Source organism: Phyllobacterium sp. SB3 (assembly GCF_040009165.1).
GTDB lineage: Bacteria > Pseudomonadota > Alphaproteobacteria > Rhizobiales > Rhizobiaceae > Phyllobacterium.
In genome coordinates this window covers 1,090,446-1,106,877 of sequence record NZ_JBDYKI010000001.1, presented here as the reverse complement: position 1 = coordinate 1,106,877, position 16,432 = coordinate 1,090,446, and the positions used below count along the sequence as shown (strand labels likewise).

The following is a 16,432-nucleotide window of genomic DNA, read 5'->3' as shown; positions in this document are numbered from 1 at the left end:
CAGGTTCCGGATCACTTCGTTACATTGAAAACGTAATTCGTATCGGTAGAAGGCCCCAGCTTGAAGTTCTTCACGTTGGAGCGCAGTCCGGCAACCTCTGTTTTCTGGAAAATCAAGATGAACGGGCTGGTCTCAAGTACCTTTTTCTGCAGATTCTGATACATGGCGGCGCGCTTTGCACCGTCACGTTCTAAAAGTGCTGCCTTTGTTTCTTTTGTCAGCTCCGGTACGTCCCAGGAATTGCGCCAGGCAAGCGTCTTGTTGGTTCCCGTGTCCGCATTGTCCGAATTGCTGGTGAAGGTTTCGGCATTGGAGTTCGGGTCCCAATAATCGACGCCCCAATCGCCAATATAGGAATCATGTGTGCGTGCCCGATACTTGGTAAGCGTCTGCTTACCATCACCTGGTATGATCTCCATTTTGATGTTCGCCTGCGCGAGCGTTTGCTGTACCGATTCAGCGATGCCCGTGACCGGCTGGCTGTTACGTGTATCCATGGTGAAAGAGAAGCCGTCCTTCAGGCCAGCCTTTTCCAGAAGTTCCTTGGCTTTGGCAACATCAAGCTTGAAGGGATTCTCGTCCAGTTCACCCAGCATGTTCTTCGGTATGAAAGTCTGGTGAATTTCACCAAGGCCGCTGATCAGCTGTTCGCCGATCGCGTCATAATCTATCAGATATTTCAATGCCTGCCGTACTTCCGGCTTGGCCAGATTTTCATTCTTCTGGTTGAGGCTGATATAATAAATTGTGCCCTTGGGCGCGCTGACTGTGACGATGTCCTTGTTCTTCTTTACCTGGCCAAAATCGTTGGGCTCTAGATTACGAGCAACGTCGATATCGCCCTTTTCAAGCAACAGGCGCTGCGCCGCACTTTCCTTGACATGGCGGTAGATAACGCGTTTTAGCGGCGCCTTGGTACCGTAATAATTATCATTGCGTTCCAGAACGACGATCTCGTTGGCGCGCCAATCGCGAATTTTCATTGGACCCGAACCAGCATAACCGGTCTTGAGCCAGGCATAGCCATAATCATCATTGACGATATGTTCCGAGATCAGCTTCTTGTCGACTACCGAGCCCACGGTCGAAGTCAGGCAGTTCAGCACAAAGCTCGGTGCGTAGGCTTGATCAACGGTGAACACGAAGGTCAATGGATCGGTAGCCTTGGCTTTTTCCGTGACATTATCGGCCGTCAAGCCAAATTGCGTGAGAATGAAAGCCGGGCTCTTGTCTAGCTTGATGGCACGCTCAAAGGAATAGGCGACATCTTCAGCAGTGAGCGGGTTGCCTGAAGCAAATTGCAGGCCCGGCTTCAGCTTGAATGTGTAGGTAAGGCCGTCATCGGAAACAGTCCAGCTCTCGGCGATATCAGCAACGATCTTTGACGGATCATTGACATCGAGCCGTACGAGCTTGTCATAAGAGTTACCGTTGATCTCAGCTGTGGTCAGCTCGAAGGCCTCTGCGGGGTCAAGAGAAATGACGTCATCAATGGCCCATGCCTCAACCAGTGTATCGGCGGGCGTTTCAGCGAAGGCCGGCATGCCCGACATGATTATCGCGGACATGGCAGCGCCGCCGAGCATCATTCGAAATTTTGGATTCATCCTGGTCATCAACATTATTCTGGTTCCCTGTTTAGAGCTATGGCCGAGGATCTCTTGAACTGTCCCGGGCCTTTTGTTTCTTTTTATTATTCGTGCCAGGCAGAGCTAAGCACGCGCAGCCAGTTTTTACGACAGATCTTTGCAAGTTCGTCTTCTGAATAGCCTGCCTCGCGCAATGCCCCGACCAGTTTTTGATTGCCGCTTGCATCGGCTATCTCGCCGGGGATTTTAGCACCATCGAAGTCAGAACCAAGCGCCACACAATCAATACCCATGCGATTGACCATATAGTCGATGTGGCGAACCATATCCGTTAGCGGGGTATCGGCATTTTCCCGTGCATCCGGGCGAAGCATCGCCACCGCATAGTTCAGCCCGACAACGCCTTTGCTCTCGCGGATCGCATCGAACTGCTTGTCGGTAACATTACGTGCGACCGGCGTTAGCGCGTGCACATTGGAATGGCTCGCCACAAGCGGTTGATCGCTGAGACGCGCCACATCCCAGAAACCTTTTTCAGTGATATGGGCCAGATCGATAAGTATCCCAAGGCGATTGCAAGCCTTGACCAGCTCTTCGCCTGCCCCGGTCAATCCCGGGCCTGTATCCGGGCTCATCGGATAGGCAAAAGGCACACCATGAGCAAAGACATTGTTGCGGCTCCAGACTGGTCCAAGTGAACGCAGGCCCGCCGCATAAAACACATCAAGCGCCGCCAGATCAGCACCGATCGCCTCGCAGCCTTCCATATGAAGAACCGCCGCGAACTGATCCTGGTCGATACATTCGGTAATCTCTGCCGTGCTGCGGCACAACTTCCAGCCACCGGCCTGTTGCAGGCGCAGGGCAATCGACGCCATTTCCAATGCGACATCGAGCGATGGAGCGCGTTCGAGCGGCGCAGATAATGGTGTCGAGTAATGTCCGTTGGCGTCCGGAGCCTTGAAGGCGAGGTCACCTGAAGGGACGTAAATGGCACAAAGGCCACCAATCAATCCGCCCTTGAGCGCACGCTTTTTGTCGATGTGGCCGGCGGCTGTCCCTTCAATGAATTCCTGAACCGGGTCCGACCCGTTTTTCGAATGTTTCCACAACCTGTAGAGCACGTCGTTGTGACCATCGAAGACTGGCTGCATTTCAATTCCCGTTCGGATTCATTTAAAAAGCTGGGCGTCGCATAGTCGGCCATGCCGAGTTTCGCGATGCTACTTTTTGTCAAAAGATCATGACCGCAATGAACATTCAAGAGAGTTATTGCACAAAAGTATAAATAGCGGGCGACAGCACGATTTGCACAGACATTGTGCAGCCTGGAGTGGTCAACTTTGTGTTTTATGGTGAGTGCATTGAGCCAAAAAGCCAAAAGGCGACAATCTGTCGATTGCCGCCTTAATTATTACCCTGATTAATTCCGCTGGATTAATCGTGACGTAATCTATCTGATCGCGTCGTCATTCAGTTTTTAAACGTCCAGATTTGCCACGCTCAAAGCATTGTCCTGAATGAACTCGCGGCGCGGCTCGACGTCGTCGCCCATCAACCTTGAGAACAGACTGTCTGCGTCCGTCGCATCGTTGACCCTGACCTGCAGCAGCGAACGAGCATTTGGATCGAGCGTGGTTTCCCAAAGCTGATCGGCATTCATCTCGCCGAGACCCTTGTAGCGCTGCAACGAAAGCCCCTTGCGGCCTGCGGCGAAGACTGCTTCGAGCAATGAAATCGGGCCCGCTACGGCATCCGACTTTTCCTTGCGGCGCAGGATGGGCGGTTTGGAATAAATATCGTGCAGCTTTGCAGAATAACGATCAAGCTGACGAGCATCCGCCGAGCCAATCAGCGCCATGTCCAAGGTGACCGTCTCCTTGACGCCGCGCAGCGAGCGTTCGAAGACGTAGCCATCAACCCCGTCATCCGGCGTAGCCAGACGGCCGTTCCAGCCCTTTTCGGTTTCTTCAGCGATAAGGTCGAGGCGTCCGGCAACTTCCGTCACCAGCGCTTGTGCCCGTGCTGTATCAGAGATGGCTTCCGGGTTGAGCGCACCTGCAATTGTAGCCTGCTCGACAACGGCGCGGTCATAGCGCGTGTTCAGGCCCTGCAACAGATGGCGAACCGCCATCGCATCATTGATGACCCCACGCAAATCTGCGCCGGTGCGAACTTCGCCGCTATCCAGTTCCATCGAAGCTTCTTCGAGCCCGGATTCGATCAGGAACTCCTCATAGGCAACCTCGTTCTTGAGGTATTGCGAGGACTTGCCGCGTGAAACCTTATAAAGCGGTGGCTGTGCGATATAGATATGGCCGCGCTCGATAAGCTCCGGCATCTGGCGGAAGAAGAACGTCAACAGCAATGTGCGAATGTGAGCGCCATCGACGTCAGCGTCGGTCATGATAATGATCTTGTGATAGCGCAGCTTGTCCGGATTGAATTCATCCTTGCCGATGCTGGTGCCGAGCGCGAGGATCAGCGTGCCGATCTGGTCGGACGAAAGCATCCGGTCGAGCTTTACCCGCTCCACATTCAGAATTTTGCCGCGCAGCGGCAGGATGGCCTGATTCTGGCGCGAACGCCCGCCTTTGGCTGAACCACCGGCGCTATCGCCCTCGACGATGAAGATTTCAGACTTGGCCGGATCTTTTTCCTGACAATCGGCAAGCTTGCCCGGCAGCGAACTGATGCTCAGCGAATTCTTGCGCGTAATGTCTCGCGCCTTGCGTGCAGCTTCACGGGCGGAAGCGGCCTGAATAACCTTTTCGACCAGCACCTTGCCTTCGGCAGGATGCTCTTCAAGCCATGTTGAAAGCGCTTCGTTGACGAGACCTTCCACCACGGCGCGAACCTCGGAAGAAACCAGCTTGTCCTTGGTCTGCGACGAGAATTTAGGGTCAGGCACTTTTACCGAAAGCACGGCCGTAAGGCCCTCGCGGCAGTCATCGCCCGTAAGCGTGACCTTGGCTTTCTTCGCCTGCCCGGTGTTCTCCGCATAACCAGTCATCTGACGCGTCAGAGCGCCACGGAAACCGGCAAGATGCGTGCCGCCATCGCGTTGTGGGATATTGTTGGTGAAGCACAGGACATTCTCATGATAGCTGTCATTCCACCACATGGCCACTTCGACGGTCGTATCATCGCGCTCGCCGCGAATGTAAATCGGCTCGTTGACCAATTCTTTTTTCGTACGATCAAGGTATTTCACATAGGCAGTCAAACCACCCTCGTAAAACAGCTCCAGATCGATCGGATCGGCATGACGATGATCAGCGAGCAGAATACGCACGCCGGAATTAAGGAAGGCCAGCTCGCGAAGGCGGTGCTCCAGCGTCTTGAAGTCAAACTCAACCATGGTGAAAGTATCTGTCGAAGGCAGGAACGAGACTTCCGTTCCCGTCAGATCACCGGCATCGCCCGTCACCACCAGCGGTGAATCAGCCACGCCATGGGTGAAGCTCATTTCATGAATCTTGCCCTGACGGCGAATTTTCAGTTTGAGCCAGACCGACAACGCATTGACCACCGAAACACCAACGCCGTGCAGACCGCCCGAGACCTTATAGGAGTTCTGGTCGAACTTGCCGCCCGCATGGAGCTGGGTCATGATGACTTCTGCCGCAGAGACGCCTTCCGAGTGCATATCTGTCGGAATACCGCGGCCATTATCGGTAACTGTGCAGGAACCGTCGGGATTGAGTGTTACGGTAACGCGGGTCGCATGACCGGCAAGTGCCTCGTCAATAGCGTTGTCCACGACTTCGTAAACCATGTGATGAAGGCCGGAGCCATCATCCGTATCACCAATATACATTCCGGGGCGCTTGCGGACAGCATCCAACCCCTTGAGAACCTTGATAGACTCCGCGCCATATTCCGGCGAGGTTTCGGTCGTCATCTCGGGTGTTTCACTCATGTAAATTCTATCTTTTCTATAGGCGGGAACAGTACATCTGTCTTTATAGCACAACCGGGCGAATCATGCCCGGCCGAATGCCTAGATATAGTGATTAATGTCTGTTTTTCCAATTCGCGCGATTCGCTCATCCACGGATGATATGCAACCTAGGTCCGCACTATGGATAATCTGTGTCCTGATGCGCGTAAAACGACGCGAAAATGCAGCGGTGAGTGGCTTTTCACCACTCGTCGCTGCATTTGGCCTTATTCAAGTCCCTGCCCGCGCAGCAAAGCCATTCGATTGTTCGAAGGTGTTCCTACCTACTCGATAATCTGAATTTCCTTCGAGACCGGCCTTTCAATTGGCAATTGTGGTTCAAGAAAATTCTTGACTTCGCTAAACCTCAGACTGCCATCCTGATCTTTATCGATCTCAGGGAAGTTGTCGATAAAGTATCCCACACCTGCCTTGTCGGCTGACGCAACTGTTACCAATCGCGTTGCAGGATCGGCTGCTCTGTCGAAAAGCGCACGGATGCGATCATCGACAGCGCTGAGTACCGTTTCTGGAGTAATCGGAACGGCAGTTCTTTTCGTGGGGATTTTGGTTGGAGAGTAAACCTTTCCCGGGATAGTCGCACCAAATCTCGGTGGCTTTGCCAGTGTAGCGGAGTTATCCGCCACCGATGTGTCTACCTGCAAAGCTATCGAAGTTAGAACTACTATGGTGAAAAGCTTCAAGCTGCTCATGGTTTCCTCGCTTCGAATTGGTCTGCATTGAAAGCTGCAAGCTTCACACCAGTCTGGAGATCGTAAAATGCCTTGAGTTCAGTCAGAACGGTCTCATATTTGTCGGTCCCGAACGGGCTGATCCCATGACCGCCAGAATAGGACTTAACAGGAATTTTCAAAGATAGTTTTGCATTCTGAATATCCACTTCCGATTGGTGGAAGGGCGTGTTGAGATCGTAGTGACCGTGCTGAACAAGGACCTTCAGCTTCGGGTTTAGTGTCATGCCGTAGGCTAAATCGGGAATTGTACTTCCGTACCGGTCGCCGTTTATGGACAGGTTTTGATCAGGCTCATAATCCCAGTTACCGATGATCTTTCCATTGCTGCTGAGATAGCTTGATTGCGCCCTGTAGTTGATGAAAGCAGTTTGATAGAGTTTAAGCTCATCATAAGGCTCATCGGTACGATCAAGCGCTGGATCGATTTCGTCCTTATCCAGGAAAAATCGCCCATCACCCAGCAATAGCGTACCCTTTGCAGGGTCAAAGTTCTTGGCAAATTCAAGGCTGTCCATATTGGGATTGGCAATCCATGGATTGTTGCCCGCGCCATCGCCAGACTGGTAAAGCTTGCCTATCCCGGTCAGCTGGTAAAGCTTATTGAGAAAATCCTCCGCCTCTGGTTTTTTGAGATAAGCATCCCACTTGGAGCGATCCGGCTTTTCTTGGGAAATACCACTAAACACCGTCTGATAAAGTTTGTCGAAGGCTCCCGCAAATGCCTTGGTACTTGCAATGAAGGCTGGCAATTGAAAGTCTACCTGTTCGACAGATTTGTCATGGAATGCCTTGACCATTGAATATGTCGGAAGATTAACGTGACAGGAGACCTCGGGGAAATAGCAACTAGTTTTGTAGTCAAGAATTGGCGAATTGAGGATCAAGCCATTCAGAACGTTTGCGGATTTTGTTGCAGAATCCGCAGCAGATTTACCTGACCCGCCTTCAAGCAACAGCCGGCCGATAATTGGCGCACGAAGCCCGCCATATGACACACCGTAAATGTATTTCGGTGAACTCCGGCGATTATTGACATCGATATAGCGTGTTACAAAGCCACGCAAAACTTTCGCATCGCTATCAACACCCCAAAAATCTTGATTTTCATTGGGACTGATAGCTGCCGAATAACCTGTCCCTACCGGATCGACGAAGACGAGATCGGTTTTGTCGAGCAGAGTGTTGGTATTATCCTTAAAGAGCACTGTTCCCGCTTTTTCGGAAGCTTCTTGGTCAAAACTTTTCGGACCGAGAAAACCGAGATCAAGCGATGCTGATGCACCACCTGGACCGCCGTTGAAAACAAATGTAACCGGCCGATTTCCCTTTGGCAGGTCGTCGCGCGTATAGGCAGTGTAAAAGATCGCAGCATCCGCATCTCTGTATACGAGCCCGCTTCCCACGGGTATTGAGCCGGTCGAAATCAGATGTCCCGCAGTGGCGGTAAACTCTATCGGCGTGCCGTTCACATTGATTTTCTGTGACTTGCTTGTCGGCTCCTCGCTTACTTTCCAGCGTGAAACTCCATCATCAGGCCCATACTTAAATATAGTAGAGCCGGGCGTTGACTTGATGTTGGCTTGAGGAATGACCACATGCGACGGCGAAAATGATGATGTGGTTTCTTCCGGCTCCGAATCTGAACCGCCACCACTACAGGCTGCGAGAAAAACTGCCAGCGTCAGCCAGCATGACCGAAAACGCATGATTTAAAAACCTCACATTATAAATTTTCTAGATTAACTATTTGATATATTTATATAATACTTTGGTCGCATAATGCTGAAAACTAGCTGAAAATGCCTCTTTGCGATAATTGACTAGAGCCCACAGAAGCGTTTGGGTCAAGAAAAATTGCGTCAATTTGGCACATAAATTTGCAATGTTCACCTCAAGCTTGTCCTGCCAAATTTGTGGACATAGCGCATACTCGTCCCCACATCGGGTTTATGGAGACGCAATGGACAATCTGAGAACCGCATTCACACCCCCGGCCCCTGTTCCGCGTACGGGGCCTGTTGGCACGTTACAGTTGATCAGAACAATCTATCGCAATCCGCTGGAGCTGTGGGGCGAGCCCTCCTACAATGAGCCTTGGGTGTCGATCGATTGGTCATTCGCGCATACGATTATTGCCAATGATCCCGGCCTCATCCGCCATGTCCTCGTCGATAACGCCAAGAACTACAAGATGGCGGCTGTTCGCCAGCGTATCCTGCGCCCCATCCTTCGCGATGGCCTGCTGACAGCGGAGGGTGATACGTGGAAACGCTCACGCAAAGCCATGGCGCCGGTGTTTACGCCGCGCCACATCAATGGCTTTGCGACAAGCATGCAGCGTGCAACCGAGAATTTCGCCAACCGCTATGAGGGGCAGACCGGCATTACCGATGTGTCGCGGGACATGACCATGCTGACCTATGATATCCTCGCCGAAACTCTGTTCTCAGGTGAGATCGCCGGCGATCCCGACCAGTTTTCGCATGAGGTCGACCGTCTGTTTGAAACCATGGGCCGCGTTGATCCGCTTGATCTACTCGGCGCGCCGGAGTGGTTGCCCCGCTTTACCCAAATTCGCGGGCGCCGCGCCCTCGCCTTCTTCCGCCAGATTGTTGCTAACACGATAAAGCTGCGCAAAGCCCGGATGGATAAGGAAGGCGACAAGGTTCCCAATGATTTCCTGACGCTTCTCTTGCGTGCTGAGGGTCCGGACGGTCTGTCCCGCGCCGAGATCGAGGATAATATCATTACCTTCATTGGCGCGGGTCATGAAACAACGGCACGAGCGCTTGGCTGGACGCTTTATCTTCTGGCGCGTGCGCCATGGGAGCGTGACCTGATCGAGCAGGAAATCGATGCCTTCATGAATCAGCGCGATTTACCCGCACCTCATGAGTGGCTCGACGCACTGCCCTTCACGCGCGCTGCATTTGAAGAAGCCATGCGGCTCTATCCGCCAGCGCCGTCAATCAACCGCGAACCTGTTGAAGACGATCAGTATAAGGATTTGAAGCTCCCAAAGGGCGCTGCCGTTCTGGTTATGCCCTGGACCGTGCATCGCCACCGTCTCTATTGGGAAGAGCCTGATGCCTTCATGCCTTCGCGTTTTCATCCCGAAAACCGCGGCAGGATCGACCGTTTTCAATACCTGCCTTTCGGTGCCGGTCCCCGTGTGTGCATAGGTGCCAGCTTTGCCTTGCAGGAAGCAATCATCGCACTTGCGATACTTCTGCATCGCTTCCGCTTTGACATGGCAGGAGGCGTGAAACCTTGGCCGGTGCAGAAACTGACGACACAACCGAATGGTGGCCTGCCGATGAGCGTTACTTCAAGGCGTTAATGTCGTGCGTGGTTCGACGGGGCTCACCATGAGGAAGGTGAGGTGGGCTGCAAGCTAATCATGAGCTTTGCAGCCAATATACACCGCAACTAGCGGTCTCCCTGTCAACTACCACCTTCCTCATGGTGAGCTTGTCGAACCACGCAATACTTTGATGCATCCGCTTGATTTCACCAGAAATTTATTGTATTTATATTTCTAATGAAAGGATGTGCCATGCGAACTACCGCTCAATATAAAGAAACACCAAGCAAGACCACGGTGGTATCCAAGGCGCTGCTGCGTTCCGCTGAATTGCTCGGGCTGACCGCCAAGGAGCTTTCCAATATTGTCGGCCTGTCAGAACCCAGCCTGTCGCGCCTGAAGCGCAGTCTTGATGGTTCGCCCCTGACCGGCAAGAGCTATGAACTCGCGCTCCTGTTCATTCGCCTTTACCGTTCGTTGGATGCAATTGTCGGCGGCGATGATGCTGTCGCGCGCCAGTGGATACGAACCGACAACACCATGCTCGGCGGCAAACCGCTCAACCGCATCAAAACCATTGACGGTCTTACTCATGTCCTCGCCTATCTGGACGCCAGACGCGCTCCGATCTGAAGCGCGCGTTCTGCATGGCGCCTGCTGGCGCCTCGTCGAAGCGCAGCACCGCGTTTCCACGATGAAACTTGTCGATACGCTCGATGAGCAGGCATTGCTTGAGGATGAGCTGGAGGCAACCAAGCCACCGCTCCCCATTGATTGCGCACATCTTGATTATCTGCTGGCCACGCCCTTCCGCTATGGCCGTTATCCCGGCAATTCCCGCTTCCGGCGCGAGGGCTATTCGCCCGGCGTGTTCTATGCCAGCGAGGCTGTGGAAACCGCCGTTGCAGAAACGGCGTTCTACCGGCTGCTGTTCTTTGCTGAAAGCCCGGATACACCATGCCCGCATAATGCGCTGGAGTTCACTGCATTCGAAGCGCGCTATGCCACGACCAAAGCGCTCGATCTCATGGCACCGCCCTTTCTGGAACAGGCTTCGCACTGGACACATCTCAGCGACTATTCCGCCTGTCTCAATCTGGCCGACAGGGCCCAGGAAGCAGACATTGAGCTGATCCGCTATCAATCCGTTCGTGATCCGGAAGGACGCGCCAATCTCGCCTTGCTTTCATGCACCTGCTTTGCCCTGCCACGCCCCACGAAAACAGCAACTTGGCGGCTGCATTTCTCCGATTACGGCGTGAAGGCGATCTGCGATCAGGCGGATATACGCCTTGGTTTCAGCCGCGGGACCTTTGCTAATGATCCGCGGATGACAACCTAGCCCAGCCGCTCCGCATGCCAGGCAATGTGATCGGCCATAAAAGTCGAGATGAAAAAGTAGGAATGGTCGTAGCCGTCACGCATGTTCAGGGTCAGCGGGATATCGGCCTTCTGGCACGCTTCTTCCAACAGCCAAGGACGCAAGCCGTCATCCAGAAATCCATCCGCTTTCCCTTGGTCGATTACTAGTTCCGGCAGGCGGTGTCCATCCTCGATCAGCGCCACACTGTCATAGGCGCGCCACGCCGTTTCATCGCTGCCGAGATATTTTTCGAAGGCCGGACGCGACCAGCCAGCGACCATGGGCCGCGCAATGGGAGCAAAAGCAGAAACTGATTTATAACGGCCCGGATTTTTCAGGGCTAGTGTAATTGCGCCATGACCACCCATGGAGTGACCGAAAATACCTTGCCGCTGCATATCGACCGGGAAACTTGCGGCAATCAGTGCTGGCAGTTCTTCAGCGATATAGGTCGCCATGCGGTAGTTGATTACGTAGGGTTCCTGCGTCGCATCGAGGTAAAAACCGGCGCCTGCACCAAACTGCCAATTGTCTTTTTCATCCGGCACGTCTTCGCCGCGCGGGCTGGTATCCGGACAGATGATCGCAACGCCCAGCTCAGCTGCCGCCCTGCGATATTCACCCTTGTCCATGACGTTCTGGTGCGTGCAGGTCAGGCCGGAGAGATACCACAGCACTGGAACCGGACCATCCTTGGCCTGCGGCGGCAGGAAGACGGCAAATGTCATATCGCACAGGCAGGCATCGCTGCGATGGCGATAAACGCCTTGTGTCCCACCAAAGCTTTTTGCGATTGACAGCGTTTCCATGTCTGTTCCCGTGATTATTGGCCGAGCGAAACGGCGACGTTGACAGCAGCGGCAACAAGCACCGTATTGAAAAAGAACGATACGATCGCATGTAGCAGGTTAATCTTGCGCATATCTGTACTGGTGATTCCTGTGTCGGATGTCTGTGCGGTCATGCCGATGACATAGGAAAAATACAGAAACTCAATGCCGCCGGGTTCTTTGTCGCCGGGAAAATCCAGCCCACCGACATGCTTGCGTGTCTTGTCCTTTGCGCCTTCCGCATTCTCGTCCGGCTGCCAGTAAAGATGCGCGTAGTGAATTGCCGTCATCATATGGATGGTCAGCCAGCCGAGAGGCACCGCCGCCAATGCCAATGCAAGGTCCAGCGGATGCGGGTTTTGGCCAGAATTGATCAGCACAAACAACGAGCCTACAGCCACAACCACAGCGCCGAATGTCACCGCGAAAATGATCCATACCGGTTCATCGGATCGGGCTGCATTGCGGCGCAGATACTCCGCCGTCAATTTAGGAATCCGGAATGCCATCAAAGCCAGATAGACAATGAAAAAGGCATTGGCCGCGACAACATAGGCAATACGCGGCGCGAACGCCAAAGCTAATCCCAAGGCAACAAGACCGATGATAGCGGCAAGATAGAAAGGTGTATGCCGCTTTTGCATGGGTTTTACTCGGAGGTTACAGCCGCAGGCCGCTGCATATCGACGTGAGGAATATCGTCTTCCAGATATTCCTCCGATACCACCACGAAACCGAACGATGCATAGAATCTCGACAAATGGCTTTGCGCCGAAAGCTTGATCGGACTTTCCGGATAAAGCCGCTCGCACTGCGAAATCGCCTCCACCATGATCCTGTCGCCAAGCCGCTTGCCGCGATGCCCGGGCGACACGACAACCCGCCCGATTCTTGCCGCCGGGTCGCGATTGGCAGGTTTACGAATGCGCGCACTCGCTACCAGATCTTTGCCGCTCAGTATCCGCAGATGCAATGCATCCACATCCTTGCCGTCAAGCTCAGGATAGGCACATTTCTGCTCGACGACAAATACATCCACGCGCAATTTCAGCATGGCATAAAGGTCTCGCGGCGAAAGCTCATCCAGGCCGGAAAGAACGACTTTATAGGCGCTTGCTTCCATCAGAACGTCACGACGCTACGAATGGACTTGCCCTCATGCATCAGGTCGAAAGCAGTGTTGATCTCCGGCAGCGGCATGGTGTGCGTGATCAGGCTGTCGATATCGATCTTGCCTTCCATGTACCAGTCTACGATTTTCGGCACGTCGGTACGCCCGCGCGCGCCGCCAAATGCCGTGCCGCGCCAGTTACGCCCGGTGACAAGCTGGAACGGCCGTGTCGAAATTTCCTTGCCTGCTTCCGCGACGCCGATAACGATGCTTGTACCCCAGCCGCGATGGCAGCATTCAAGCGCCTGCCGCATGACATTGGTGTTTCCGGTTGCGTCGAAGGAGAAATCAGCGCCACCATCGGTCAAATCCTGAATGGCGGAAACCACCTTGTCATTGCCTACTTCGGTCGGATTGATGAAATGGGTCATGCCAAACTGCTTCGCCATTGCCACTTTGCCGGGGTTGATATCAACGCCGATGATCTTGTCCGCACCGACCATGCGCGCGCCCTGAATGACATTGAGGCCGATGCCGCCGAGGCCGAACACCACGACATTGGCACCGGGCCAGACTTTACCCGTATAGATCACCGCTCCGATGCCTGTCGTGACGCCGCAGCCGATATAGCAGATTTTGTCAAAGGGAGCGTCCTCACGCACTTTCGCCAAGGCGATTTCCGGCAGGACCGTAAAATTCGAAAAGGTCGAGCATCCCATGTAATGGAAGACTTCACCGCCATCGCAGGAGAAACGGCTCGTCCCGTCCGGCATGACGCCTTGCCCCTGTGTAGCGCGGATGGAAGTGCACAGGTTCGAACGTTGCGACAGGCAGGTTTTACACTGGCGGCACTCCGGCGTGTAGAGCGGAATGACATGATCGCCAACCTTCAGCGATGTTACACCGGCACCGATTTCACGGACAATGCCGGCACCCTCGTGCCCGAGGATAGCCGGAAACTTGCCCTCGGAATCGAGTCCGGAAAGCGTATAGGCGTCCGTGTGGCAGACACCCGTTGCCATGATCTCGACGAGAACTTCGCCGGGCTTGGGTCCACCGATCTCGATTGTTTCGATGGTCAATGGCTTGTTGGCTTCCCATGCGACGGCGGCGCGCGATTTCATAAATGTGTCTCCCAATGCGTCTTTTAGTGATTTGCTAATTGGCACTATCAGGATCGCAGGTGGGATCGTCAATCAAATCGGCGACATTTCCTATTCGAAATGCCGCCGATTATTATCAAATGACGCCAAGGTTAACGTCTCTGCTAACGGCTACTCTTCAAAGGCGTGTTATAATTTTCATTATTCAATAATCTGGATCGGTCCGTGCGGCACAAATACCTTATCCGATTTTTCTGAGGGTGATTGTTGTATGGGTGACCGCGCCTCCATAAACGACGCCACATCATCCAGCCGAACAAAGCCGTCACGATCTTTGTCGATCTGCTCGAAATTATCGGAAATAAAACCCCACCCGGCGGCCTTTGCTTGCTTGGCCGTCAGCAAGTTATTTGAAGGCCCCGCAGCCGCCTTGAACGTTGCTGCAACCTCCTGGTTGACTGCCTCCTGCACATTCTCAGGGGTCAATTTCGGGCGTACCATTCCTGGAGGGTCACTCGGAGGTCTACCCAAAAGTTCTCCACCTTTAATATCGAGTGCATTGGCGCTACTTGTGGCAGTAGTTGCCGCAGTCTCTGCTTTTGCCGGTGCCATTACAGTCATAGCTCCCGCCAGAACAATAAATATTGAATATTTCATATACCTTTTTCCCGCTTGGAAATGTTCGTTTACTAGAGCGAGTTCACTGCGTCATGATTGCAGATGACAATGGCGTCGTGTAAAATTTATCCAACTCTTGTTTCATTGGAGCGCGCGCTTCCTCTGACTCATACGTCATGTGGCCACCCTCATAATTTTTAACCGGGATTCGATTGTCAAGTTTCATGTTGATCAAATCAAGCTCAGTTTGATGAAACGGCGTCACCAGATCGTAATAACCATGGAGTACCAAAATTTTAGCGGACGGTGCATATCCCAGCGTCTCTACGATATCGGGAAGGCTGCTTTTGGCGTAAACTGAAGATGAGTCTCTATATTTCCAAACTTTTCCTATTTCATCGAAATTATTCGGTTTATATGGTGTATTGCTCTGAAAATCAAAAACGTCGGTTAGAACAGTATTCAAACTTTTCTGGAAGCTTTCATCCTCATAAAAAGTTATATCATAAGCACCTTTAGGTATGCTCAGGCGAGCATCATAGGGATTCATGCTTTCCCCAGGCAGCAGTTTTTCCTTAAAATCATATACGTTAATATCAAACTCTCGCGCCCAGTCTAAATTGATACCGGTTATACTTGTCATATCAGCGAGAAACTGGGACCCTTCGAGAGTACTTATAAACGCTGCCCAAGCACCGGAAGGCACCTTAGTGCCAGCTTCCAGATGTTCTGTAACAAGTTTCATCGTTTGATACGGATTTATCATGAACTTATCAACGAAGGCCTTACGCTCGGCGTCAACAGCACCTACCCCTATAAGATTTGGCGTTTTTAGTATGAGATCAGCGAGTTTCGTTCCATAAGATAAAGTATTGGCCGTCGCGGACCAGCCTGCTCGGAACTGCCAATCTAGCTCAGTCCGATTATATTTTAAAAAGTGCGCGTACTGGTGTTTTGCTTCAATATAAGCTGCTTTTACGAAAGAATACGCCTGAGTGTATTTTGCCTGATGTGCGGGAAGGTACTTGTCTCTCGTAAATGCACGCATTGTCTCAACAAATTCTGCAACCGATGCTCCACCACGCAGTGTTCCCTTTTTATAGTAGTCCGCCGTCATACCGTAACTTGGCATAAAGCCCGCACAGCTGAGGAATCTATTCATTTCGCAGTTTGAATTGTAGTCCAGGATTGGCGAATTGAGCACCATTCCCGAATAAGCAATTGCTTTTTCTCCGGATGGATCTGGGGCATAACTGCTCGTTCCAGCTTTCAGCATTAATTTGGCAACAACCGGCGTTCTAATGCCACCATAAGATTCACCATAAAGATATTTTGGCGAGCTTTGACGCTGATTTACATTGATATAACGGGTGATGAAATCCCGAAGAAGGGCGGCATCTTCATCCATTCCCCAAAAATCGATATTCTTATGGGGCTTGATCGCCTGTGACAGACCCGTACCCACCGGATCAACAAAAACGAGATCGGAGTGATCGAGCAGCACTTCTTCATTATCGATCAGAGGAAAATTATCCGGCTTCTTCACCTTGGCTTCTGCTGGCATAATGGGCATGCCTGTTTTGACACGCTTTGGTGCCCAAGACCCCATGTGCAGGAAAATGGACGACGAACCGGGGCCCCCGTTCCAGAAAAACGTAACAGGGCGGTCTTTTCGTGGCAGATCGTCACGCGTGTAAGCCATATAAAACACGGCAGCCTGGTCTGCATTTGGCGTGCCCTCGGGTAGTTTTGCAATAAGGTGGCCGGCCGTCGCTGTGTAATTGACCTCTTTACCATCAATCATCATTTTGTGATG

Annotated in this window: 14 protein-coding genes; 3 read left to right on the top strand and 11 right to left on the bottom strand. The window is 52.6% G+C overall.

Features of this window, described 5'->3' with window-relative positions; all coding sequences use genetic code 11:
• Window positions 1-11 precede the first annotated feature (11 nt).
• The 5 genes from ABKW30_RS05345 to ABKW30_RS05325 all read right to left on the bottom strand — a co-directional run bounded on the left by ABKW30_RS05345 (window position 12) and on the right by ABKW30_RS05325 (window position 7,993).
• The gene (locus tag ABKW30_RS05345; protein ID WP_348597193.1) at window positions 12-1,622 is read right to left on the bottom strand and encodes an ABC transporter substrate-binding protein; all 1,611 of its coding nucleotides are present in this window, start codon (window positions 1,620-1,622) and stop codon (window positions 12-14) included.
• Window positions 1,623-1,693: 71 nt separating this feature from the next.
• Entirely contained in the window at window positions 1,694-2,743 is a 1,050-nt protein-coding gene (locus ABKW30_RS05340; protein WP_348597191.1) for a dipeptidase, read from the bottom strand.
• A gap of 326 nt (window positions 2,744-3,069) precedes the next feature.
• Window positions 3,070-5,511, bottom strand: a complete 2,442-nt coding sequence (gene gyrB / locus ABKW30_RS05335; RefSeq protein ID WP_348597190.1) for a DNA topoisomerase (ATP-hydrolyzing) subunit B — start codon at window positions 5,509-5,511, stop codon at window positions 3,070-3,072.
• A gap of 305 nt (window positions 5,512-5,816) precedes the next feature.
• On the bottom strand, window positions 5,817-6,245 hold the full coding sequence (locus tag ABKW30_RS05330) for a hypothetical protein (protein ID WP_348597189.1): 429 nt from the start codon (window positions 6,243-6,245) through the stop codon (window positions 5,817-5,819).
• Window positions 6,242-7,993, bottom strand: a complete 1,752-nt coding sequence (locus ABKW30_RS05325; protein WP_348597187.1) for a hypothetical protein — start codon at window positions 7,991-7,993, stop codon at window positions 6,242-6,244. Before ABKW30_RS05325 ends, ABKW30_RS05330 begins: the two co-directional genes overlap by 4 nt.
• Before the next feature lie 254 nt (window positions 7,994-8,247).
• On the opposite strand from ABKW30_RS05325, the gene ABKW30_RS05320 reads away from it, so the two are divergent.
• From ABKW30_RS05320 to ABKW30_RS05310, 3 genes are all read left to right on the top strand, one after another.
• Window positions 8,248-9,627 carry a cytochrome P450 gene (locus ABKW30_RS05320; RefSeq protein ID WP_348597185.1) on the top strand — a complete coding sequence of 460 codons (1,380 nt, stop codon included), beginning with the start codon at window positions 8,248-8,250 and terminating at the stop codon, window positions 9,625-9,627.
• A 216-nt stretch (window positions 9,628-9,843) separates the two neighbouring features.
• On the top strand, window positions 9,844-10,224 hold the full coding sequence (locus ABKW30_RS05315) for an MbcA/ParS/Xre antitoxin family protein (RefSeq protein WP_008122238.1): 381 nt from the start codon (window positions 9,844-9,846) through the stop codon (window positions 10,222-10,224).
• On the top strand, window positions 10,184-10,933 hold the full coding sequence (locus tag ABKW30_RS05310) for an RES family NAD+ phosphorylase (protein WP_348597183.1): 750 nt from the start codon (window positions 10,184-10,186) through the stop codon (window positions 10,931-10,933). Before ABKW30_RS05315 ends, ABKW30_RS05310 begins: the two co-directional genes overlap by 41 nt.
• Here ABKW30_RS05310 and fghA read toward each other — a convergent pair.
• The 6 genes from fghA to ABKW30_RS05280 all read right to left on the bottom strand — a co-directional run bounded on the left by fghA (window position 10,930) and on the right by ABKW30_RS05280 (window position 16,423).
• Window positions 10,930-11,763, bottom strand: coding sequence for an S-formylglutathione hydrolase (gene fghA, locus ABKW30_RS05305; protein WP_348597181.1), 834 nt, complete (start codon window positions 11,761-11,763; stop codon window positions 10,930-10,932). The two genes, ABKW30_RS05310 and fghA, sit on opposite strands and share 4 nt — an antisense overlap.
• Before the next feature lie 14 nt (window positions 11,764-11,777).
• On the bottom strand, window positions 11,778-12,428 hold the full coding sequence (locus ABKW30_RS05300; protein WP_348597180.1) for a DUF1345 domain-containing protein: 651 nt from the start codon (window positions 12,426-12,428) through the stop codon (window positions 11,778-11,780).
• A gap of 5 nt (window positions 12,429-12,433) precedes the next feature.
• The gene (locus ABKW30_RS05295; RefSeq protein ID WP_348597178.1) at window positions 12,434-12,907 is read right to left on the bottom strand and encodes a GNAT family N-acetyltransferase; all 474 of its coding nucleotides are present in this window, start codon (window positions 12,905-12,907) and stop codon (window positions 12,434-12,436) included.
• Window positions 12,907-14,019: an S-(hydroxymethyl)glutathione dehydrogenase/class III alcohol dehydrogenase gene (locus ABKW30_RS05290; RefSeq protein WP_348597176.1), complete on the bottom strand. Its 1,113-nt coding sequence runs from the start codon at window positions 14,017-14,019 to the stop codon at window positions 12,907-12,909. Before ABKW30_RS05290 ends, ABKW30_RS05295 begins: the two co-directional genes overlap by 1 nt.
• A gap of 180 nt (window positions 14,020-14,199) precedes the next feature.
• Entirely contained in the window at window positions 14,200-14,655 is a 456-nt protein-coding gene (locus ABKW30_RS05285) for a hypothetical protein (protein WP_348597174.1), read from the bottom strand.
• A 43-nt stretch (window positions 14,656-14,698) separates the two neighbouring features.
• Window positions 14,699-16,423: a hypothetical protein gene (locus ABKW30_RS05280; RefSeq protein WP_348597172.1), complete on the bottom strand. Its 1,725-nt coding sequence runs from the start codon at window positions 16,421-16,423 to the stop codon at window positions 14,699-14,701.
• Between the last annotated feature and the right edge of the window lie 9 nt (window positions 16,424-16,432).

Coding starts and splice junctions, on each gene's coding strand:
- ABKW30_RS05345 (WP_348597193.1), bottom strand. CDS start 1,622: ATGTTGATGACCAGGATGAATCCAAAATTTCGAATGATGCTCGGCGGC.
- ABKW30_RS05340 (WP_348597191.1), bottom strand. CDS start 2,743: ATGCAGCCAGTCTTCGATGGTCACAACGACGTGCTCTACAGGTTGTGG.
- gyrB (WP_348597190.1), bottom strand. CDS start 5,511: ATGAGTGAAACACCCGAGATGACGACCGAAACCTCGCCGGAATATGGC.
- ABKW30_RS05330 (WP_348597189.1), bottom strand. CDS start 6,245: ATGAGCAGCTTGAAGCTTTTCACCATAGTAGTTCTAACTTCGATAGCT.
- ABKW30_RS05325 (WP_348597187.1), bottom strand. CDS start 7,993: ATGCGTTTTCGGTCATGCTGGCTGACGCTGGCAGTTTTTCTCGCAGCC.
- ABKW30_RS05320 (WP_348597185.1), top strand. CDS start 8,248: ATGGACAATCTGAGAACCGCATTCACACCCCCGGCCCCTGTTCCGCGT.
- ABKW30_RS05315 (WP_008122238.1), top strand. CDS start 9,844: ATGCGAACTACCGCTCAATATAAAGAAACACCAAGCAAGACCACGGTG.
- ABKW30_RS05310 (WP_348597183.1), top strand. CDS start 10,184: ATGTCCTCGCCTATCTGGACGCCAGACGCGCTCCGATCTGAAGCGCGC.
- fghA (WP_348597181.1), bottom strand. CDS start 11,763: ATGGAAACGCTGTCAATCGCAAAAAGCTTTGGTGGGACACAAGGCGTT.
- ABKW30_RS05300 (WP_348597180.1), bottom strand. CDS start 12,428: ATGCAAAAGCGGCATACACCTTTCTATCTTGCCGCTATCATCGGTCTT.
- ABKW30_RS05295 (WP_348597178.1), bottom strand. CDS start 12,907: ATGGAAGCAAGCGCCTATAAAGTCGTTCTTTCCGGCCTGGATGAGCTT.
- ABKW30_RS05290 (WP_348597176.1), bottom strand. CDS start 14,019: ATGAAATCGCGCGCCGCCGTCGCATGGGAAGCCAACAAGCCATTGACC.
- ABKW30_RS05285 (WP_348597174.1), bottom strand. CDS start 14,655: ATGAAATATTCAATATTTATTGTTCTGGCGGGAGCTATGACTGTAATG.
- ABKW30_RS05280 (WP_348597172.1), bottom strand. CDS start 16,423: ATGATGATTGATGGTAAAGAGGTCAATTACACAGCGACGGCCGGCCAC.